Annotated in this window: 16 protein-coding genes and 1 pseudogene; 4 read left to right on the plus strand and 13 right to left on the minus strand. The window is 34.0% G+C overall.

Annotated elements, in window-relative coordinates:
• Position 1: 1 nt before the first annotated feature.
• The gene (clpP, locus tag FD18_RS08915; protein WP_057719556.1) at positions 2-589 is read left to right on the plus strand and encodes an ATP-dependent Clp endopeptidase proteolytic subunit ClpP; all 588 of its coding nucleotides are present in this window, start codon (positions 2-4) and stop codon (positions 587-589) included.
• A gap of 50 nt (positions 590-639) precedes the next feature.
• Here clpP and whiA read toward each other — a convergent pair whose 3' ends face one another.
• The 13 genes from whiA to FD18_RS08980 form a co-directional block, all read right to left on the minus strand.
• On the minus strand, positions 640-1,581 hold the full coding sequence (whiA, locus tag FD18_RS08920) for a DNA-binding protein WhiA (RefSeq protein ID WP_057719557.1): 942 nt from the start codon (positions 1,579-1,581) through the stop codon (positions 640-642).
• Positions 1,581-2,621: a gluconeogenesis factor YvcK family protein gene (locus FD18_RS08925; RefSeq protein ID WP_057719558.1), complete on the minus strand. Its 1,041-nt coding sequence runs from the start codon at positions 2,619-2,621 to the stop codon at positions 1,581-1,583. The genes whiA and FD18_RS08925 overlap by 1 nt, the downstream gene beginning before the upstream one ends.
• A gap of 12 nt (positions 2,622-2,633) precedes the next feature.
• Complete coding sequence (gene rapZ, locus FD18_RS08930) at positions 2,634-3,509, minus strand: RNase adapter RapZ (RefSeq protein WP_057719559.1); 876 nt, start codon at positions 3,507-3,509, stop codon at positions 2,634-2,636.
• Between the two features lie 128 nt (positions 3,510-3,637).
• Positions 3,638-4,177, minus strand: a complete 540-nt coding sequence (locus FD18_RS08935) for an HdeD family acid-resistance protein (protein ID WP_057719560.1) — start codon at positions 4,175-4,177, stop codon at positions 3,638-3,640.
• A gap of 49 nt (positions 4,178-4,226) precedes the next feature.
• Positions 4,227-7,094: an excinuclease ABC subunit UvrA gene (gene uvrA / locus FD18_RS08940; protein WP_057719561.1), complete on the minus strand. Its 2,868-nt coding sequence runs from the start codon at positions 7,092-7,094 to the stop codon at positions 4,227-4,229.
• A 13-nt stretch (positions 7,095-7,107) separates the two neighbouring features.
• Positions 7,108-9,123 carry an excinuclease ABC subunit UvrB gene (gene uvrB / locus FD18_RS08945; RefSeq protein WP_057719562.1) on the minus strand — a complete coding sequence of 672 codons (2,016 nt, stop codon included), beginning with the start codon at positions 9,121-9,123 and terminating at the stop codon, positions 7,108-7,110.
• A 97-nt stretch (positions 9,124-9,220) separates the two neighbouring features.
• Positions 9,221-10,945 (minus strand): phospho-sugar mutase, encoded by a 1,725-nt coding sequence (locus FD18_RS08950; RefSeq protein WP_057719563.1) that lies wholly within the window; start codon positions 10,943-10,945, stop codon positions 9,221-9,223.
• 146 nt (positions 10,946-11,091) lie between these two features.
• A complete protein-coding gene (locus FD18_RS08955) occupies positions 11,092-12,078 on the minus strand; it encodes an aldose epimerase family protein (protein ID WP_057719564.1) in 987 nt (328 codons plus the stop codon).
• Between the two features lies 1 nt (position 12,079).
• Complete coding sequence (locus FD18_RS08960) at positions 12,080-13,549, minus strand: UDP-glucose--hexose-1-phosphate uridylyltransferase (protein ID WP_057719565.1); 1,470 nt, start codon at positions 13,547-13,549, stop codon at positions 12,080-12,082.
• A gap of 18 nt (positions 13,550-13,567) precedes the next feature.
• Positions 13,568-14,737, minus strand: coding sequence for a galactokinase (locus FD18_RS08965; RefSeq protein WP_057719566.1), 1,170 nt, complete (start codon positions 14,735-14,737; stop codon positions 13,568-13,570).
• Between the two features lie 135 nt (positions 14,738-14,872).
• Complete coding sequence (locus FD18_RS08970; RefSeq protein ID WP_057719567.1) at positions 14,873-16,879, minus strand: beta-galactosidase; 2,007 nt, start codon at positions 16,877-16,879, stop codon at positions 14,873-14,875.
• An 11-nt stretch (positions 16,880-16,890) separates the two neighbouring features.
• Complete coding sequence (locus tag FD18_RS08975) at positions 16,891-18,855, minus strand: sugar MFS transporter (RefSeq protein WP_057719568.1); 1,965 nt, start codon at positions 18,853-18,855, stop codon at positions 16,891-16,893.
• 185 nt (positions 18,856-19,040) lie between these two features.
• A complete protein-coding gene (locus FD18_RS08980; RefSeq protein ID WP_057719569.1) occupies positions 19,041-20,051 on the minus strand; it encodes a LacI family DNA-binding transcriptional regulator in 1,011 nt (336 codons plus the stop codon).
• Between the two features lie 213 nt (positions 20,052-20,264).
• On the opposite strand from FD18_RS08980, the gene FD18_RS08985 reads away from it, so the two are divergent.
• The 3 genes and pseudogenes from FD18_RS08985 to galE all read left to right on the plus strand — a co-directional run.
• Positions 20,265-22,145, plus strand: a complete 1,881-nt coding sequence (locus FD18_RS08985) for a glycoside hydrolase family 2 TIM barrel-domain containing protein (RefSeq protein WP_057719570.1) — start codon at positions 20,265-20,267, stop codon at positions 22,143-22,145.
• Positions 22,129-23,082: a beta-galactosidase small subunit gene (locus FD18_RS08990; protein ID WP_057719571.1), complete on the plus strand. Its 954-nt coding sequence runs from the start codon at positions 22,129-22,131 to the stop codon at positions 23,080-23,082. Before FD18_RS08985 ends, FD18_RS08990 begins: the two co-directional genes overlap by 17 nt.
• 31 nt (positions 23,083-23,113) lie before the next feature.
• A pseudogene (gene galE, locus FD18_RS08995) lies at positions 23,114-23,982 on the plus strand (UDP-glucose 4-epimerase GalE); the annotation flags it as partial.

Raw genomic sequence — 23,982 nt, forward strand, 5'->3', positions numbered from 1 at the left:
AATGCTCGTACCTACAGTTGTTGAACAAACTGCACGTGGCGAACGTGCTTACGACATTTATTCAAGATTATTAAAAGATAGAATCATTATGCTTAGTGGTGAAATTAACGACCAAATGGCTAATTCCATCATTGCCCAACTTTTATTCTTAGATGCACAAGATAATACTAAAGATATTTCTCTTTACATTAACTCTCCAGGTGGTGTTATTACCTCTGGTTTAGCAATTATGGATACAATGAACTTTATTAAATCAGATGTATCTACAATTGCAATCGGTATGGCTGCTTCTATGGCTTCCATTCTTTTAACTAGCGGAGCTAAAGGTAAGCGTTTCGCATTGCCAAACTCAACTGTTCTTATTCACCAACCATTAGGTGGTGCTCAAGGCCAGCAAACTGATATTCAAATCGCAGCTAACGAAATCTTGAAGAGCCGTAAAAAGCTTAACCAAATTTTGCATGAAACTACTGGTCAACCGCTTGATAAAATTCTTAAGGATACTGAACGTGATAACTACTTATCAGCAGAAGAAGCTAAAGATTACGGCTTAATTGATGATATCTTGGTTAACCAAAAGAAAGATTAATAAACAAATTAAATAGACAAAAAAGAGCTCAAATTGAGCTCTTTTTTTATCTAATTTTCTTCTTTTAATTGTCGTGCCATTTCACGAATTTTTTGAAACCGATGATTAACTCCAGATTTTGAAATTGGACCATCTGGCACTTGTGCAGCAACTTCTTTAAGTGAAAGTTCTGGATGCGAGAGTCTAAAACGAGCTAAAATAGATAACTTTTCAGGTAAATTATCTAAGCCTACTTTTTCTTCGATTAATTGAATATCTTCAACTTGCTTAGCAGCTGCATTTGCTGTCTTTTTTAAGTTAGCCGTATCACAATTTACTAAGCGATTTACAGAATTACGCATATCTCGCATAATTCTTAAGTCTTCAAAAGCTAACATCGCATTGACGGCCCCAACAATATGCAAAAAATCTCCAATTTTTTCAGCTTCTTTTAGATATACAATATAGCCACTCCGCCTCTTTGTAGCTTTTGCGTTTAAATAAAAGTAGCTATTCATCAACTTTAATAAGTCATTATTGTGATCTTCGTATAAGGAATAGATTTCTAAATGATAACGACTAGTTTCTGGATTATTTACACTTCCAGAAGCTAGAAATGCTCCTCTCAAATAAGACATTGCTCTTTGCTCAGAGGTCATTATTTTTTGGGGAATCCCGGTAATAAACCCACTCTCACTATTAAATATTTCTAAATCATTCAAAATTTCATGAACTTGATTTTGAAGTCTAACCAAATATTGATAATTTTTCTTTAGTTTCATCTTTTTAGAAACAATCAATAAAGGTTCGATTTTATAAGCTGTTTTAATAAGAGAAAAAATTCTTCTAGCAATAGCCGGATTTTCAGTAGTTATATCTAAACTAAATTGACGATCATGCAGGCTGAGTACTCCATTCATCCGTAAAAAAGCTGCTAATTCTGCTTTAGCATGTTCTGGATGAACTGGCAGACTAGTAAGTTCTTTTTTTACATCACTTGCGTACGAAACCATTAATTATCCTGTTCTTTCTGTCTACGGCAATATGCTTCAAAAGCTAGATTTAAAATTTCGTCTGCTATCTTTTTTCCATCATGGAAAACTAAGCCACTATGTTGATCAATAAAATCTGCAGTAATAACCCGGCAATCTTGAGCACGTAAACCAGCAAAATCATTTCTTACAGGTTCAAGATAAGCATCATAATCATTAGGATTAAATTTACTCATATCAATTTTGGCTCCATTAACTAGAGCGGTATTAATATAATGTCCCCCTAAATGTTCATTAATAACTTGAACGTGTTCCGCCGCTGTAAAATGATCAGTCTCTCCTTGCTGGGTCATAATATTACAGATATAGATAACTTCTGCCTTTGTTTGCCTTACTGCATCCCCCAAGTTAGAGATCATTAAATTAGGTAAAATCGAAGTAAATAAGCTGCCTGGGCCAAGAACGACTGCATCTGCCTGCATAATTGCTGCTAAAACTGGTAATACTGCTTTTGGTTCATCATCAGAATCAGTATCTGTTACCCATACTCGCTTAATTCTCTTATCCTTGGCAGTAATTTCTGTTTCACCAGCTTCAGTTGTACCGTCAACAAATTCCGCATTTAAAGTTAATGGTTCATTAGAAGCAGGAAAAATTCGACCATCAATTCGCATCATTTTAGATAACGATTGAACAGCATCAAAAATATTTCCCTGCATTTCATCTAAGGCCGCAATAATTAAATTTCCAATTGCATGACCAGCAAAAAATGAATCAGATGAATTAAAACGATACTGAAAAATATCTTTTTCTTTTTGTGGTAAATCTGATAAAGAAACTAACACATTTCTAATATCACCTGGGGGTACAACATTAATGTAATTTCTAATTGCACCGGACGATCCGCCATCGTCTGCCACAGTAACAATAGCTGTTATATCGGCATTTTGCTCCTTTAATGCATTTAAGATAACAGGCAACCCTGTTCCCCCGCCAATAACAACAATTTTAGGGCGACGTCCGCGGATGACACGTACAATTTTATTTTCTCTGTACGCCATTATCCCGCTCCTCTATTGTCCAATATAACGACTAATTTCTCTATGGGAAATATCAACAGGATATTTTTTAGCTAAGTCTACTGCTAATTGACGCGCAATTGAAACACTTCTGTGTTGTCCGCCTGTACAACCAATTGCAATAGTCAATTTTTCTTTTCCTTCTCCAATATATCCGGGAATAGCCGTTTCTAACATATCTAAAAATTTAGCATAGAACTCTTTAGTTTCTTTCTTGCTCATTACGTAATCAAAAACTCTACGATCTAATCCAGTAAATGGTTTGAGCTGTGGAATATAGAATGGATTTGGTAAAAATCTTACGTCCATTACTATATCAGCATCGATGGGAATACCATACTTAAACCCAAAACTCATAACTTCGATAGAAAAAGTACGAGTATGATTATCTCCAAATTTATCTACCAATTTAGCTTTCAATTCTTTAGTAGACAGACGGGAGGTATCAATAATTATATTTGAAATATTTTTTGTTCTTGATAAAATAGCTCTTTCTTCTTGAATACCATCAAGTAAACGGCCTGTATGAGCCAAAGGTGGTAAACGTCGCGTTTCTTTATATCTAGATACCAAAACATCATCTGATGCATCTAAAAATAAAATAGTCGACTGTACATTTTGACTATCTTCTAATGATTTAATCTCATCAACCAAATCGTTATAGAAGCTCTTTACTCTTAAGTCAACAACTACCGCTGCCTTACTAAAATCTGAAGAATTATTTATTAATTCCCAGAAACTTCCCAATAATTCTGGTGGTAAATTGTCTACTACAAAATACCCCATATCTTCTAATGCTTTAATGGCAACAGTTTTACCCGCACCACTCATACCAGTAACAATTAACAATTGTTTTTTCTGTTCAGCCATAGCTATCCCTCCTTAACCGCTATTATAACATACCGGGTGTTTCATCTTTTGAATAAAAATAAAAAGTCGTTATCTAATCATAGGCAAACTTCTTGATAATCCTATGATAAGATACGACCTTTTTTATTTTATCTATGCATCCATGAAACAAAAATTTCATTGATCCCAAAGACCATTAACCAAAAAGCTACTAAATAAACTAAAGTAATAGCAGCTAACATTGGATTGAATAACAAAGCAATGGCAATAATCAAACTAATGATATTCAAAATTAAGCAAAGAACAAAATATTCAGTTGAATATTCACGCAAATGCCATGAAAAGATAATTCCAATAATTGAGTCAGTCAAGAACCAAATAGCAAATAAAATAGCTAAGGTAAGACCACCAATTTCACGAGAACATAGGAATAAAACTCCGATTACAATATCAATAATTGCTGAAAGTAAAGTTATCCAACTAATATCAAAGATATTGTGAAATTTTACATATGCAGAAATCCAAATAATTCCTTGTAAAATTGATAAAATACCAAATACAAATACAAATGCTGTTAATCCGCGAGCTGGGTATCTTAATAGTAAGAATGATGCAATAACAAATAAAACTCCTGCTATAAAAGTTCCCCAGTCAAAGCCTTGATGTCTAGAACTATAAATGTTGTTCATTTTATTATCCTCCCAGATAATATTTTACACTTAATTTTCTAAAACATCATTAACTTTCCTCTGGCTTTTTCTTCTTGCTCATCAACTGTTTAGTCAATTTTGTATCGCGTTCAAGAACAGGTTTTAAATATTGACCAGTATAGCTTTCTTTAACTTCCGCCACTTCTTCAGGAGTACCAGTAGCCACAATCTGACCGCCACCTTCACCGCCTTCAGGTCCTAGATCAATTAACCAATCTGCATTTTTAATCACATCTAGATTATGTTCAATAATTAAAACAGTATTTCCTTCATCAACTAAGCGCTGCAATACTTCTAATAGGCGTTTTATATCATCAGTATGTAAACCAGTAGTTGGTTCATCCAAAATGTAGAAATTATTTCCAGTAGATAACTTTTGAAGTTCTGAAGCGAGCTTCATTCTTTGGGCTTCTCCTCCAGATAAAGTAGTTGCAGATTGACCCAGTTGTACATAGCCTAAACCTACATCAACAATAGTTTGTAACTTACGATGAATCTTAGGAATATTTTCGAAGAACTTACATGCTTCATTAATCGTCATATCCAAAACTTGAGCAATATTCTTTTCACGATACGTTACTTCAAGCGTTTCTGAATTATATCTAGTACCATGACAAACTTCACACGGCACATAAACATCTGGTAAGAAATTCATTTCAATTTTGATAATTCCATCACCATGACACGCCTCACAGCGTCCTCCCTTAACGTTAAAAGAGAATCTAGCCTTAGTATATCCACGCATCTTAGCTTCATTAGTTTGTGCAAATAAAGTTCGAATATCGTCAAATACACTAGTATAAGTTGCTGGATTACTACGTGGAGTTCGTCCAATTGGACTTTGATCAATATCAATTATCTTTTCGATATTTTTATAGCCTTTAATAGACTTATATTTTCCAGGTTTTGCTGAATTATTATTTAATTTTTGTGCTAAAGCACGCTTCAAGATTAGGTTAACTAATGTTGATTTTCCAGAACCTGAAACACCTGTTACAACCACAAATTTTCCTAATGGAAAATCTACTGAAATATCTTTTAAATTATTTTCAGTAGCCCCCGTAACAGTAATCTTCTTTCCATTACCTTTTCGTCTCCCTAAAGGTACAGGAACAATCTTTTTACCAGATAAATATTGACCAGTTAAAGATTTAGGATTATTCATTACTTCTTTTGGTGTACCGGCTGCCATTACTTTTCCACCATATACTCCAGCACCAGGTCCCATATCTACTAAGTAATCAGCCTGCTTCATTGTCTCATCATCGTGTTCAACAACAATTAACGAATTACCTAAGTCACGCATTTTCTTAAGTGATGAAATAAGACGATCATTATCTCTTTGATGAAGTCCAATAGAAGGTTCATCCAAAATATACATAACTCCAGATAAATTAGAACCAATTTGAGTAGCTAATCTAATTCTTTGAGCTTCTCCACCAGACAAAGTTCCAGCAGAACGAGATAAAGTTAAATAATCTAAACCCACATTGATTAAGAAAGTTAGTCGATCATGAACTTCTTTTAAAATTGGTTTAGCAATCATTTCTTCTTGCTCAGTCAATTCAACTGAATCAAAGAATTCTAAAGCATTAGCAATAGATAAATCTGAAGCTTCTGCAATATCTTTACCATTTACTTTTACGGCTAAGGCTTTTTCGTTTAATCGCTTTCCATGACAAGTTGCACAAGTAAGCTCAGTCATATACTTGCCCATTGCATCCCGCATAAATTTTGACATTGGATGATGGTATCGACGCTCAATATTATTTAAAATTCCTTCAAATTCTTGAATTGTATCATTTACACCGAAGTCGCCTTCAAGATGGAATTTAATTTTCTTTCCTTTAGAACCATTCAAAATTAAATCCTTTTGACGCTTAGTCAATTTCTTATATGGTTTATCCAAAGGAATCTTCAATGCCTTACATGCTTGTTCAAGCATAGCAGTATAGTATTTAGAATTAGCCCAAGGTACTAAAGCTCCTTCGGCTAAAGTTTTGTCCTTATTCGGAATTACTAAATCTTCATCAACCGCCAATTTCATTCCTAATCCATCACAATCAGGACAAGCTCCAAAAGGCGCATTAAATGAAAATAAGCGTGGCTCCATTTCACCAACTGTAAAACCACAGATTGGACAGGCATAGTATTCAGAAAAATTAATGCGCTCGCCCTTAATTACATCAACATCCATATAGCCATCGGCTAAACGAAGAGCAGCTTCTACTGAATCGAATAAACGACTACGGATATCTTCTTTAACGATTAAGCGATCAACCACGATGTCAATACTATGACGCTTATTTTTATCAAGAGTAATTTCATCGGTAATTTCATGCATTTCACCATCTACAATGACACGAACATAACCAGCACGTTGAATCCGCTTAAATACTTCTTTATGCTCACCCTTTTTAGCTCTAATAACTGGAGCTAAAATTTGAATTCTACTTCTTTCAGGTAAACTCATTACCCGGTCTACCATCTGATCTACACTTTGTCTTTCAATTAAAGTACCATCATTTGGACAAACTGGATGACCAACTCGTGCCCAAAGAAGACGCAAATAGTCATTAATTTCAGTAACCGTACCAACTGTTGAACGGGGATTATGAGAGGTAGTTTTTTGATCAATAGAGATTGCTGGATTTAAACCATCAATTGAATCAACATCAGCCTTATCCATTTGACCTAAAAATTGTCTAGCATAACTAGATAAAGATTCTACATATCGTCTTCTACCTTCAGCATATAGAGTATCAAAAGCTAACGAACTTTTTCCTGATCCTGATAAACCAGTAATGACTACTAATTTATCCTTAGGAATTGATAAACTTATATCCTTTAAATTATGTTCACGTGCTCCGTGAATAACAATTTTATCATTCGCCATCTAATTTCCTCCTCTACTTTTTCTTCTCATGAATTTGATTTTGTAAATCCATAATTGCATCACGTAAGTTTGCAGCTTCTTCGAAATCAAGTTTCTTAGCAGCTTCTTGCATTTGAGCAGTCAAAGTCTTAATCATGTTTTGCTTTTGCTTCTTAGTTAACTCATCAAAGTTCAAATCAGCAAAACTTTCTTTATTTTCTTTTTTATCACTATCTTTAGTAATTGAGATAACATCTCTAATTGGTTTAACGATAGTTTTTGGCGTAATTCCATGCTCTTCATTAAATTTCATTTGCAAGCTACGTCTTCTCTCAGTCGCATCAATTGCTTCACGCATTGAATCTGTAACTGAATCAGCATACATAATTACTTTACCATTTGAATTTCTCGCTGCACGACCAATTGTCTGAACTAAAGGTCTCGTAGAACGTAGAAAACCTTCTTTGTCTGCATCTAAAATAGCAACTAATGAAACTTCTGGGACATCGATTCCTTCTCGCAAAAGGTTAATCCCAATCAATACATCAAATTTTCCAAGTCTTAGATCTCTAATAATTTCTAGACGTTCTAACGTCTTGATATCAGAGTGCAGATATCTAACTTTTATTCCCAAATCTTTTAAGTAATCAGTTAAATCTTCTGCCATTTTCTTAGTTAAGGTTGTAACAAAAACACGTTCATCACGATCAATACGCTTATTAATTTCGCCAACCAAATCATCAATCTGTCCTTTAATTGGACGTACTTCAATTTCAGGATCGAGCAAACCTGTCGGACGAATAATTTGCTCAACCTTATGATCAGTTTGATTTAATTCATAATCGCCCGGCGTTGCTGAAACATACATAATTTGGTTAACATGCTTTTCAAATTCTTCTAGCTTTAATGGACGGTTATCTAAAGCTGATGGCAATCTAAAGCCATAGTCAATTAAAGTTTGCTTTCTAGCGCGGTCTCCATTATACATAGCCTTTAATTCAGGCATAGTTGCATGAGATTCATCAATTAAAATTAAAAAATCATCTGGGAAGAAATCAAGCAAAGTATGTGGTGGTTGACCCGCTTTACGACTTTCCATATGACGAGAATAATTTTCAATTCCGTTCGTATAACCAACTTCACCCATCATTTCCATATCATAAGTAGTTCTCTGCTTAATTCTTTGTGCTTCTAAAAGCTTACCTTCTCCTTCAAATTTCTTAACTTGAATATTCATTTCATCTTTAATTGAAGCTAAGGCTCTTTGCATAATTTGTTCGTTAGTAACAAAGTGAGTAGCTGGGAAAATAGAAACTTGTTCACGTTCTCCAATCACTTCACCAGTCAATGAATCAACTTCAACAATTCGATCAATTTCATCGCCAAAAAATTCTACTCTAAATGCATGATCTGAATATCCAGCTGGGAAAATTTCTACTACATCTCCCCGAACTCTAAAACGTCCACGTTGAAAGTCTATATCATTACGATCATATTGAATGTTCACTAAATCGCGTAATAATACATCGCGACTAATCTCTTGTCCTTCAGACAAAGATACTACACTAGCTGCATATTCGCGTGGATCACCCAAACCATAAATACATGAAACTGATGCAACTACAATCACATCATTTCTCGACATCAAGTCACTAGTAGTCTTATGACGCAATTGGTCAATTTCATCATTAATTGATGAATCCTTTTCAATATAAGTATCGGATTGCGGAACATAAGCTTCAGGTTGATAGTAATCGTAGTAAGATACAAAATAATCAACGGCATTTTTAGGGAAAAATTCTTTAAACTCACCATAAAGTTGACCAACTAAAGTCTTATTATGTGAAATAACTAAAGTAGGCTTATTCAATTTAGCAATTACGTTCGCCATCGTAAAAGTTTTACCAGTACCAGTAGCACCTTCTAGGATTTGTGCCTTTTCACCTTTTTCAAAACCATCAGTCAATTTTTTTATTGCTTGTTCTTGATCTCCTGCCGGTTGAAATTTAGAGACAAGTTCAAACTTTTTATTCTTTTGTCGTCTAATCATTTTTCTTCCTCCGCAAAAAAAGTTGGACTAAACTAGCCCAACTTCTATTAACGTATTTATTTTACTACAGCGAACGTATTTTCGCACAATTTTTGCCTTATTTTAATAATTTTGCTAAGGCATCCTGATATTCTTCAGCTGCCTTTTCAGCAGTTTCAATATCCTTCTTGTTTACACCAACGTATGCCTTAATTACTGGTTCAGTTCCTGACGGACGAAGAGCAACCCAAGTTTCATCATCTAAGAAATACTTCAAAACATTAGACTTAGGAAAACCAGTTAGTGGAGTCTTCTTGCCATCTTCAATAGTTTCTTGAGTTTCAAAGTCTTGAATCTTAACAACCTTAGCACCATTAATTTCTGACAAGTGTTCCTTCCGTAACTTGCTCATTAATTCAGCCATCTTCTTTTGTCCACCAATACCTGGCATTTCAATAGCCTTAGTAATTTCGTAAGCAACACCATATTTTTGCCAAATTTCTTGTAAACCATCAAAGACAGTCATGCCTTTAGAAGCATAATAGCTAGCAACTTCTGCAAACATTAATGCACCTTGCATAGCATCCTTATCTCTAGCAAATGGCTTAAATAGGTAACCGTAACTTTCTTCAAAGCCCATTAAGAACTTGCCGTCATTTTCTTTGTTCATGCGGTCAACTTCTTCACCAATGTACTTGAATCCAGTTAAAACATGCTTAGTCTTAATGCCAAAGTCATCAGCAATCTTAAATGGAAGAGCACTTGATACAACTGAAGTTACTAATTCATAATCAGAAGATAAAGTACCGTTTTCCTTCATGTGAACTAATAAGTAGTATGCCATCAAAGTAGCAATTTGATTACCAGTTAATACTTGGAAGTCACCGTCAGATTTTCTAACAGCAGCACCCATTCTGTCAGCGTCAGGATCAGTTGCAATAATAACATTGGCATCTACTTCATTAGCTAACTTAAATCCTGGTTCAAACACATCACGGTATTCAGGGTTGGGCTTAATTGTTGTAGGAAATTCTGGATCAATAATTGATTGACTTGGGACTGGGATCACATTATCGAAACCGCCTTGTCTGAATGCACGGTCATAAAGCATCTTACCAGTACCATGTAATGGAGTATAGATGATCTTTAATTTATCAGCATTAGCTTTAACCATTTCAGGATCAACAGTAACATCCTTTAAACGAGCTAAGTATGCTTCATCAACATCTTCACCAATTAATTGTAGAGTGCCATTAGCACGTAATTCTTCTACTGGTGCCGCTTTAACGCTGAAAATGTCATCAACTTTTTGTGCATAAGCAAATAAGCGGTCTGCGTTTTCTGGTGCCATTTGAGCACCGTCTTCACCATACACTTTGTAGCCGTTGTATTGCTTTGCATTGTGTGAAGCAGTGATATTAATTCCAGCAAAAGTATTCAAATAACGAACTACAAATGATAATTCAGGGGTTGGTCTTAAATCATCAAATAGGTAAACATGAATTCCATGAGCACCTAAAATACGAGCTGCATGTTCAGCAAATTCTCTTGAGTGATAACGTGAATCAAAAGAAATCGCAACACCGCGTTTTTTAGCTTCTTCACCATTTTCGTCAATTAATCTTGCTAATCCTTCGGTTACTCTTCCCACAGTAAACAAATTAATTCTGTTAGTACCAGGTTCGAGTCTACCTCTCATACCAGCAGTACCAAAATTAATATCTTGTCCGAAAGCATCTTCAATCCACTTTTCATCCTTACCCAAATTATCTAATTGATCCTTTAAATAATCAGGTAAATTACTTGCATTAGTCCATTGACTATAAATTTCTTTTGCGTTCATAATTTCCTCTTTACGTAAATTTTATAGTTTCATCTGCTATTTTAACGCAAATTATAATGAAATTGCTATCATAATTAACAATTAAATTATTCTGTTTGCAAAAGATATTAAACGCTTTTATAAAATTTACTACTGTTTGTATGTCATTAACTAAAGTTCCAGTTAATCTTACGCTCAAACTTTTCAAAAGGGAGTAAAGTAATTTCTCCTAACTCTATACCTTCTACTGGTGGATATTGTGCTTCTAAAGTAATTCCATCGTACTGTCCAATATCGTTTGCTACACCAGTATGATTAAAATGGTTAGCTGTATAAGTAACAATTGCTGGGGCATTAGTGGTCATAATCATTTTGTGTTTATTAGATGACAACACTGCTGCAGGCTGCATCCCATTCAAAATAAAAGGATGATCTAGGCCGTTACGCAAGTTAATTTGACTATCATCACTATCTAAAGCAGCAGATATCTTCTTACCTTGTCTAAAATCAAACACTGTATTCTCTACATTTTTCATTCCTTGATTTGGCAATCCATCCGTACCTACTGGCAAATAGTAATCCGCTGCAAGTTGGAGTTTTAAGTCGGTATCTCTTTCACCTAAGTTGAAATATGTATGATTAGCCGGATTAAAAATTGTTAACTGATCACTAACAGCTTCTAATTTGTATGACAAGTTATTTTCATTATCAAGCTTATAAGTGGCATGTAACTTCATGTTGCCGAGATAGCCATTATCTCCATCTGGATCAAAAAGAAAGAGATCAACTCGAGACTCTTGTTCTGAATTTTTTAATTTAAAGTTCCAGATTTTCATATCAGTTCCAATACCACCATGAATGTGGTTTTCTCTATCATTTTGAGGAAGTTGATATATTTGGTTGCCATGTTTCCATTGACCTAGCCGAACGCGTCCACAAATTCTGCCAACGGTCCCACCCAGAAAATTTCTTTCTTTTGAATAATCTTCTGGACTATTTAATGACAAAATCATATCTTCGCTATCAAGTAGAACTTTTTCTAAAGTTGCTCCATAATTAAGAATCTTAACCTTCATTCCTTGATTATTTTCAAGACTAATTTCACATAAGTCCTGACCATTTTTACGACTATACTTTCTAAAACTTGTTTTCATTTTATCTATCTACCTCGCTAACTAAAGCCTCGGTAAACTTTTGCCAGCCAGCTTCTCCATTTTCATTATTCTTGAAGACCCCGGCACACTCAAGAACTTGATCAAACACTTCAACTAGAGCTTGTTGAAGAATGCTATCTACATTTTCGCTAGTAATTTGATGGTTAGCTTTAATTTCTTGAGCCCAAGCAAGATGGCTTTCAGCTATCTCATTATTTTCATCGAGTAAATATTTCTTTACTTCTTCTAGTTCTTTCTTAAGTCTCCCAGGCAAAATTGCTCTTCCCATAACTTCGATTAAACCGATGTTTTCTTTCTTAATATGCCAAAGCTCAGAATGTGGATGAAAAATTCCTAATGGATACTTATCGCTAGTATTGTTATCGCGAAGAACTAAATCTAGAACAAATTTTTCTCCATCACGATGCATAATCGGAGTAACCGTATGACGTCTAGTCTTACCATCAAAAGCCGTAATTTGACGATCTTGATCACTATAACGATCCCAAAAATCAATAATCTTACTACCTAGACTAATTAAAGCTAGTGAATTTTTACTAATTAGCCGCAAATCACTCATTGGCCAATCAACTATTCCTACCTTAACATCCGGATATTTATCAAAAATAACTTCTTTCTTAATCTTTGCCTTCATCATTGGAAAGACGTGACGTCCGCCTTGATAGTGTTCATGAGCCAGCATTGAACCGCCGACAATTGGCAAATCTGCATTTGAACCAACAAAATATTCTGGGAGCTGTTTTTCAATATCAATCAAATTAATTAAGGTTTGTTGATTAATAATCATTGGAATATGCTTTTGATCTAAGAAAATACAATGCTCATTAAAGTAAGCATATGGCGAATATTGAAAGCCCCATGGACGACCACCGATAGTCATTCTAATTACACGTAAATTACTTCTGGCATTTTTTCCATATCCGCCAACATAACCCTCATTTTCTAAGCATAGAGCACATTGAGGATATTTATTACCAGTATTGTGAGCTGCGGCAGCAATGGCTTTAGGATCTTTTTCAGGCTTTGAAAGATTAATAGTAATTTCTAATCCATGATTCTTAGAACTCCTGCCTGAAAAAACAATATTTTTAGCAATTGCTTCTTTTTTGACATAATTATTATCAACACAAAGCTTATAAAACCAATCAGTTGCTCTATTAGCCGACTTTTGCATCTTTTGCCAGAAAATTTCATTTACTTTTGAAGGTGTTGGAGTCTTCAAATCATATAACTCATCATTCAAGACTTCGCGTGAAGTATTGTCATCTGAAATAATTTTACGATCGACAGCCATTTGCACAAGTTGGTGTACTGATGTTTGTTTTTCATCACATTCTTGGTCTTCATCACCAACTAAGGCTTTGATCTTGTTAATTATGTATACACGATCTAATTCTTGATAGGCTCCACTTTCAATAACTTCATCTGCAAATTTCTCAATAATTTTCATTTCTGTAGCCTCTTAATATTAAATTCTCTTAGTTCCATCTACAATTTCTGCATCATAGAAGCTTGCGTCATAACCAATTGCATCTCGATAAATCTTGCCAACATTTTTCTTAAAGTTTTCAGCTTCGTTCTTCTTCACAATTGCAATTGCGCTACCGCCAAAACCGCCACCAATCATTCTGGCTCCTAAAACTCCGTCTTGTTTCCAAGCTGCTTCTGCTAAAGTATCAAGTTCCTTACCCGTTACTTCATAGTCATAATGAAGGGAAATATGAGATGCATCAATCAATCGACCCAATTTTTCAAGATCGTTATCTTCCATAGCCTTAGTTGCTCTGATTGTTCTTCCGTTTTCACTAACTGCATGACGAGCACGTTTTAATTCCGTTTCATCGTTAATTAGGTATGAATATTCATCAAAAGTACTATCGTCTAGTTCACCTAGTGCTTTAATATCAAGCTTAGTTTGTAGTTTTTCTAACGCCTTGTGACATTCACTAACACGATCGTTATAAGCAGAAGCTGCTAAAGTATGCTCTTTATTAGTAGACATAATAATAATTTCATAATCACCCAGTTTAAGTGGCTTATATTCATATTCCATCGTGTTACAATCAAGGAAAATAGCACTATCCTTTTTACTTATGATGCAAGCAAATTGATCCATGATTCCTGAATTTAGGCCAACGAATTCATTTTCAGTTTTTTGTCCTAGTCTTGCCAAAGTTGGACGATCAACATCTAAATCAAATTCATCTTTTAAAATCATCCCCATTAGCATTTCAATTGCCGCACTTGAAGATAGACCAGATCCTGATGGTAAGTCAGCCTTAATATAAAGGTTAAAACCATGGTTAATTTTTTCGCCGTCTTCTCTTTGACGTAAATAAGTAATCATTCCTTTAAAATAATTAGTCCAAAAGCGTTTATCTTTTTCTACTGAATCATCATCTAAATCAAATTCGACAATTTCACCATCTACATTACCTGAATAAAGACGAACCTTTTTTTCATCTCTTGGTCCATAAACGCCGTAAACACCTAAACTAATTGCTGCTGGAAAAACATGTCCTCCATTATAGTCAGTATGCTCTCCAATCACATTAATTCGACCAGGTGAGAAGAAAACATCTTTTCCACTTTCACCAAATACTTCTTGATAGTCTTTAAGTAATTCATCTTTATTCATAATTTTTACCTCTTAATTTTTTGCAATCGCTTTCATAATTAATTATAAAACTGTTTATCTATTTAGTAAATAAATTTACTAAATTTCATAAAAAAGGTATAAAGTTAATATTAATCCTTTATACCTAACTTATTTCTAAAGCTTACTCAATAATTGAACTTCCCATGCCTTCATCTTTTTATTTGCACTTTTATCCGTAAATAAATTCTTATATGCATCAAATTCAGACGGCAAATCTTTTGTATCATTACTCATATTTAAGACGAAGTATAATTCTTTTCCGCTTTTTGTAACTCTTTTAGTTATTTCTAAATCCGTTTTAGTCTCTATTAAAGATTTTATATTCACAATTGAAATAAGATGATCAAATATTTTACTTAATCCCGCTTCATCTAATTGCGTTCCAATATACCAGCTAGTACCTTTACCCCATTTATTCTCACTAACTGCTGGTGTTTCTTTATAAAATTCACTATTATAGTTTCCTAAAGCATGTGCACCTTCTAAATGCAACAAATCACAAATTAAGTTAGCTTGATAATTGTTACTATCTAAGGAAACAGTAATTTTTTGTCCTGGAATTACTGCATCGCTTTCCTCAACCCAGATACCTAAAACATCTTTTAAAGGACCAGGGTATCCCCCAAGGTACACGCTATCATTTTCATTTACTATTCCAGATAAATAGCTAGCAACAAAATTACCACCCCTTTTTACATATTGATCAATTTTTTCTGCTAACCCGCTTCTTATCATATATAAAACTGGAGCTACAACTAAGTCATATTGACTAAAATCGTCGTCAACGCTAATGATATCCGTTGGGATATTGCGCTTATAAAATTGTTTATAATAATCCAAAATTGATTCTACATAATCAAGATCTTGCGTAATTCCGTCAATATATTCATAAGACCAAAAGTTATTCCAGTCAAAAACAATTCCTACCTTCGTCTTTGTCTTTGATCCTAAAATTGTCGAACCAGTTTTTTCTAGTTTTTCTCCTAGTTCTGTTACTTCCTTGAATACTCTAGTATCAGTTCTTTGAGAATGTGAAATTACTGCACTATGGAATTTTTCCGATCCGCCAATGGCTTGTTTTAATTGGAAAAATTGAACTGTATCTGCTCCATGAGCAACTGCTTGCAATTCTGTAGCCGCCATTTGTCCCGGTCTCTTCAATGGACTATATGGTTGCCAATTTACTTGAGCAGGTGTCGATTCCATCAGCATAAAGGGTTGATGTTTTAACGAACGCATCAAATCATATAAAAATGCTGACTGATAAGTTGGCATGTTATAACTTGGATAACTATCATAAGAAATAATGTCTTGTTCTTTTGCCCATTTTTGATAGTCAAGTAATTTATTAGGTAAAGCATGAAAATTAGTTGTTACTAAAGCCACTGGGTCATATTTCTTTATAATAGCTTTCTCCATCTTAAAAAGTTTCAATAGGCTCTCAGATTGAAAACGCAAATAATCAAGCGATAATGCAGAAACAATAGTTTCAGTGCCTTCTGCTCCCCAGGCATCTCCTAATTCATTTGGAACTACTATTTCATCCCAATCATAAATCCTATGGCTCCACACATTCATATTCCATGCTTTATTTAAAGTTTCTAAATTTTTATATTTATATTTTAGCCAGTCTCTAAAAGTATTTTGACAATTGTCACAGTAGCAATTGCCCCCATACTCATTATTAACATGCCAAACTTTAATATGAGGATTTTTATAATATCGGCTTACTATTTTTTTAACTAATTTACTAGCAAGAACTTGATAGTTTTTACTATTAGAGCAAAAATTATGTCTTTGCCCAAAAACATGTCGTCTTCCCTGATAATCTACTCGTGCCACATCAGGATATTTTTTAAACATCCAAGCGGGCATAGCTGCAGTTGCAGTTGCAAGGACGATATCAAAATTAGCATCAGATAATTCTTTAACTATTTTGTCTAATTTTGAAAAATCATATTCTCCTTCTCTTTGCTCTAATAAAGCCCAAGAAAAAACATTAATAGTAGCTGAGTTTAAATGTGCTTGTTTAAAAACTTGTATGTCATTTGCCCAAGTATCTTCTGGCCATTGCTCAGGATTATAATCTCCACCATATAAAAAGCGTGATAATTGTGTCATATTTTTCTCCTTTATTCTGCTTGTAATCCCATTGTTTTTTCTGAATTCTTTAGCGCTTCTCTAAATTCTACGCTTACAACTTCTTCTCCATACTTAACAGTCTTACCAGTTTCAACTTCATTAGTTTTTACAATTTTTCGTGGTTGTGTATAAAAAACAATTACTGTGTCTTGATAACCATTTTCAAGAGCAAGGTCTCGATCAAATTCAAGTAATAAATCTCCTTTTCTCACATTTTGGCCATCATCATAGTAAGTCTCAAAGCCTTTTCCACGTAAGTTAACCGTTCCTAAACCAACATGTACCACTACCTGTAACCCTTCATCAGAAACAATTTCGAAAGCATGTTTAGTAACAAAGGTAAATTTAATTTTTCCATTAAATGGGGCATGGATCCTTCCTCTACTTGGCTTGATAGCAAATCCTTTACCTGGAAACGGCTTATTATTCTCATCAATAACTTCGCTTAAATTTATTAATTCACCATCCGCTGGTGCATAAACAATTTCATTTGTAACACTCGCACCAGGTTCTTCTTTATCATTTTCAATCTTGCCCTCCGCCAATTTATCTTTTAATTCTTCAACAACGGCCGCATGTTTCTTTTCTGATAATGTTACTTTTGTCAAAAAAACAATGATTGACAAAACAGCTAAAATTAACGGAATATATAAGGCAATAATATTGAAAGTATTAATATCATGAGCCGTCATATCAGCAGCAGTAGCTGTTCCAGTCATTCCAGCCGCAATTGCAACATAACCAACTAAAGCATTAGAAACTGCCCCAGTAAATTTATCAATCATTGGACGAACAGCTAAGACAACTGCTTCATTTCTTTGCCCATTCTTAAGCTGACCATATTCAATAGCATCAGTTAAAGTCAATACGGTTACCAACTGAGCGAAATTAATATTTAGTAAAACTAATCCCAAATCCATTAGGATTACATTATTACGTCCAAAAATGAAGAGAACGTAAGCTAAAACCATACAAGTTTGACCAGCAACAAATAACCATTTTCTTGGAATATATTTATTTAAAATTGGAAAACTTGGACTGATACAAAAGCCAATAATAGTTGCGATAACACCTACTACCCAGAATTCGTTAGGCTTACCAATTACAAATTTATACATATAAAACAAAACACCATTAGTAATAATATAAGCTAATGAATATAAGAGGTAAGCAAGACTTGGCCATAAGATTTGATCATTATGAAATATTGCTCCAAAAACTTGCTTCAAACTTGTCTTCTGCTTCGCCGAATTTCTAATAATATTGTGCTTTTCCTTAGTACCAAAGCAAACAATTAAAGCACAGACAATGGCGAGAGCGGAAATTACTGCTGCAAAAGCTAGCCAGCCAGCTGCTCCTTCTTCGTGCTTACCAGTTACCATATAAGTAACACTGGTCACAATCGGTACTACGATAATTGTTAATCCGTTCCAGCCAATTGTTCCTGAAAAAGCACCCAATGATGTATAAATTCCACGTGCATGTGAATCTTCACTTAAAGCTGGCACCATTCCCCAATAAGAAACATCAGATAATGAATAAAAAATATCAAAACCGATATAAATTAAGATAAATAATACAGCAAATAAGAGCCAACTTTCTTGAGCTAAACCAAAAATTCCAGTAAACAATACCAATAAAAGTAGTGCACTTACTAGTGTACCCACTAAAATCCAAGGTTTAAACTTTCCCCACTTTGTTTTAGTATTATCGACTATATTTCCTAAAATAGGATCAATTACTAATTCAGCTATCCTGATGACAACCATTAAACCAGTAATTAATCCAATCAGCTTACCTGCAATAGATGCCTGCATTCCACTGAACATACTACTGGTGATAAAAATAACAAAGTATGTGCTCATTACACCATAGAAAGCTGAATGACCTAAGTTACCCAAACAAAATGACGCGTAGGAAAGAATTTGCTTTCCTGACTTTCCATGAGATTTCATAAAAATTTCCTCCTCATCGCAACTGCGCAATCGCTTACATCGATATAATACTCGTATTTATATCTATAGTAAATAAATAACTTTTATTTACTAAATAATTTACTAAATATCAAAATAAAAAAGGAATGTCTCTATCAGCATTCCTTTTTTATTTTTCTATGAAAAAATTATTTTTATTTATTAAATTATTTATCTTCCTTAGGAATAAAACTTTTACGGATAACTAATTTTGTGTTCATATTTACATCAATATGAGCTCGATCAGGTTTAATAATTAAATTAATCAGCATACTTAATGCCATATCAATCATTTCTTGCTGGTCAATATTATAAGACGACAAAGGCGGAGAAACATATTTAACAACATTGCTATTGTTAATACTTAATATCGCTGTTTCTTTTGGAATATTAATCCCTTCTTCATTAAATGCTTGTAAAACGCCCACTGCCAGCGTATCAGAAGCAATTAAAAATGCTTGCGGAAACTTATTTTTACATTTTGCCGTAACCTTTTTACCTAATTGATAACCATTTTCAACACTAAAAGGTCCCTCAACAAACATATAATTATTATTTTTTCCTCTAGCTTTCAAGTATTCAGCAAAAGCACTAGCTCGCCGATCAATTTCTTGAATTCCGTCATGCTTTGGTCCGACTCCACCAATAAATCCAATTTTTTCATATCCTTTTTTGAAGAACAGATCGATCGCATGTTTAACCGTAAGTTCAAGATTTGGGCGAATAGAATCAAATAATTCAGGAGCAGGATTTGTATCAACAAAAACTCCATTAGGCAGTATCTTATGCAACTGCTTTAATTTTTTATTTTCAATTGGTGCAGCCCCTATCCCAATAAATCCTTGAAATAAAGAAGCATTTTTTATTAAAACATCTATTTCATAAAATGTTTTCATTTGAAGGGCTTCTTTTTCAACTGTTGAAATTAAAGCATTTTTTAACGAAGTAAAATATTCATCTTGTAATTGCTCTTCATGATTAACACGATACAACAGTGCAATCGTAGGACGAATTTTCTTTTCTTGATGATCTTTCCAGTAACCTAACTTATTAGCAATCTCTAAAATTTTATTTTTTGTATCAGCTGTAATGGATAAGTTAGGATCATTATTTAACAAACGAGATACAGTAGCTGGAGAATAACCAGATTCTTCTGCTATTTTTTTTATAGTTGCCATAATTAATTCTTTCTATAATTTAATTACTCTGTTTAAACAAAAGTTTTATTTTTTCTATAAATAACATTATCAGTTCAGAAGATCATTTTCAAAACTAATCAATAAAACACAAATATTATTTGTAAATCATTTACTATTTTTGAGTAAATTATTTATTTAGGTGATATAATAAAAGCGTCTTCAATATAATATTCTTAGAAATCAGGTAGAACCATGAAAGCAAATATTCGATGGCTAGATGATCCAGAAACTTTCCGCATTAACCAAATTGCAGCGCACAGTGATCATTTATATTTCAAAAATTATGAAGAATGGGAACAAAAACGTAGCAGTTTTATTCAAAGTCTAGATGGAAAATGGCAATTTAAATTTTCTAATAATCTCCAAACTAGACCACTTGATTTTTACAAAACTAATTTTGATGCTTCAGATTTTGATTTCATTCCTGTTCCAAGTGAAATTGAATTAAATAATTATGCACAAAATCAATATATAAATACCCTCTATCCTTGGGAGGGAAAAATTTTTCGCAGACCAGCTTATTCGCTAGGACAGAAAACAGATCGTTCATTCAGTGAAGGAGAAGATAATACGGTCGGTTCTTACATTAAACATTTTGATCTAGATAATTCTTTTCAAGGAAAGCACGTTCATGTTTTCTTTGAAGGAGTAGAACGAGCAATGTTTGTTTGGCTAAATGGTCATTTTATTGGATATGGTGAAGATAGTTTTACGCCATCTGAATTTGATCTTACCCCTTACCTTAAAGAAAAGAACAATATTTTAGCTGTACAAGTATTCAAACACAGTACTGCCTCTTTTTTAGAGGATCAGGATATGTTTAGATTTTCTGGAATTTTCCGCTCAGTAAAGCTACTTGCTTTTCCAGAAACACATTTAATGGATCTTGCATTAAAACCAACAATTACAAATGACTACCATGATGGAATTTTCAATGCCAAATTATCTTTTACTGGTACAAAAGATGGATATGTACGTTTAAAAATAAAAGATATCAATGGGCAAACTTTACTGGATGAAGAACATAATCTAACTTCAACAATTACAATCGAAAATAAATTACTGGAAAACATTCATCTTTGGGATAACCATCACCCTTATTTATATCAGTTATTTATTGAAGTCCAAGATTCAAATAAAAATCTAATTGAGTTAGATTCTTATAAATTTGGATTTCGAGAAATTAAAATAACTGACGATAAAGTTGTATTACTCAATGGAAAGAGACTAATTATAAATGGGGTCAACCGACACGAATGGAATATGAATAGCGGACGTACCATTACTAAACAGGATATGAAGGCCGATATTCAGACCTTTAAAAGAAACAATATCAATGCGGTACGTACTTGCCATTACCCTAATCAAATTCCGTGGTATTACTTATGTGATCAAAATGGTATCTACGTTATGGCAGAGAATAATTTAGAATCTCACGGAACATGGCAAAAAATGGGAGAAGTTGAGCCTTCGTATAATGTTCCAGAATCTTTAGCAGAATGGCGTAATGTAGTTATTGATCGTGCCAGAAGTAATTATGAAACTTTAAAGAATCATACTTCTATTCTCTTTTGGTCGCTAGGTAATGAATCATATGCTGGTGAAAATTTAATAGCAATGAATCAATTCTATAAATCGCACGATGATACACGCCTTACGCATTATGAAGGTGTGGTTCATACACCAGACTTAAAAAATAAAATATCTGATTTAGAAAGTTACATGTATCTCCCACCTAAAGAAGCTGAAAAATATTTAAAAAATAATCCTTCAAAGCCATTTCTTGAATGCGAATATATGCATGATATGGGCAATTCAGATGGTGGAATGAAATCTTACATTAAATTAATTGATGAATATCCACAATATTTAGGCGGATTTATTTGGGACTTTATTGATCAAGCTCTTTTAACCTATGATCCAATAAGCGGTAAAAAAGTACTCAGATACGGTGGTGACTTTGATGATCGACACTCAGATTATGAGTTTTCTGGGGATGGTCTAATGTTTGCTGATCGAACTGAAAAACCAGCAATGCAGGAGGTTAAATATTATTATGGATTACACAAATAAACTCCACATTATTTACGGAGATGCAGCGTTAGGAGTACAAACTAAAAAATTTCAATATATTTTTAGTTATGAAAAAGGCGGACTTGAATCCCTAAAAATCAATAATAAAGAATGGCTCTATCGGATCCCTACTCCAACATTTTGGCGTGCCACAACTGATAACGATCGCGGTAATGGCTTTAGCGTTAAGGCTGCTCAATGGTTAGGAGCCGATATGTTCAGCCAATGTAGTAAAATTCATCTAACAGTTGATGATCAAAAATTTGATCCTCTACCTATCGCTCCATTCAATAATCAATTTTCTAACCATGAATATGCAAATCTCGTAAAAATTAGTTTTGATTATAAAACTACTACTACGCCGGCAACTATATGCACGATTACCTATGTTATTGATTCCAGTGGACGCGCAACTATTAAAATGCGTTACATAGGAAAAGAAGGATTGCCATCTCTTCCAGTCCTAGGAATGCGCTTTATCATGCCTACGATGGCAACTGGATTTGAATATTATGGACTTTCTTCTGAAACCTACCCTGATCGGAAAGCAGGGGCAAAAAAAGGAGTATTTCGCGTAAAAGGTTTACCTGTCACAAAATATTTGGTTCCACAAGAAAATGGCATGCATATGGACACAGATAAATTAATTATCACTAGAAATACTAGCCTGAATAATGCAGATCGTGATACAAATGATTTTCAACTAGAAATTAATAAAACTGATAAACCACTTAACTTTAGCTGCCTCCCCTATACCGCTGAAGAATTAGAAAATGCCACACACATTGAAGAACTTCCACTAGCACGCAGAACAGTTTTAGTAATTGCTGGAAAGGTACGCGGTGTAGGAGGAATAGACAGTTGGGGGACAGATGTCGAGGAAAAATATAGAATAGATTCAAGTAAAAATTTTGAATTTTCATTCAAACTAAGTTAAAAATAATAAATTTAGAAGGAGTATTATAAATATGAAAGTATTAGTTATCGGTGGAGCTGGCTATATCGGCTCTCACGCTGTTAGAAAGTTAATTGAAGAAGGAAACAATGTTGTCGTTTTAGATTCTCTTTACACTGGACACAGAAAGGCTGTTGACAAGAGAGCTAAATTTTATCAAGGCGACATCGAAGATACTAATTTAATAAGCAAGATTTTACGTGATGAAAACATTGATGCTGTTATGCACTTTGCCGCTTACTCATTAGTTCCTGAATCTGTTAAAAAGCCTTTGAAATACTACGACAACAATGTTTCTGGTATGATTTCATTACTTCAAGCAATGGATGACGCTAAAGTTAAGTATTTGGTCTTCTCATCAAGTGCTGCTACTTATGGTATTCCAAAGACTTTACCGATTACTGAAGATACACCACTTGATCCAATCAACCCATACGGTGAAACTAAGATGATGATGGAAAAGATTATGCACTGGGCTGACAAGGCTGACAACATTAAGTCTATCGCTCTTCGCTACTTTAATGTTGCTGGTGCTTCAAGGGACGGCTCAATTGGTGAAGATCACGGTCCTGAAACTCACCTAATTCCAAACATCTTAAAGAGTGCTATTTCTGGTGATGGCAACTTTACTATTTTTGGTGACGACTATGACACTAAAGACGGTACTAATGTCCGTGACTACGTTCAAGTTGAAGACTTAATTGACGCCCATATCTTAGCTCTTAAGCACGTAATGGAAACCAACAAGTCTGATGTCTTTAACTTAGGTACTGCTCAAGGTTACTCAAACTTAGAAATTCTTGAAGCTGCTAAGAAAGTTACTGGCATTGACATCCCTTACACTATTGGACCAAGAAGAGGCGGAGACCCTGATTCCTTAGT

The organism is Lactobacillus taiwanensis DSM 21401, assembly GCF_001436695.1.
Lineage (GTDB): Bacteria > Bacillota > Bacilli > Lactobacillales > Lactobacillaceae > Lactobacillus > Lactobacillus taiwanensis.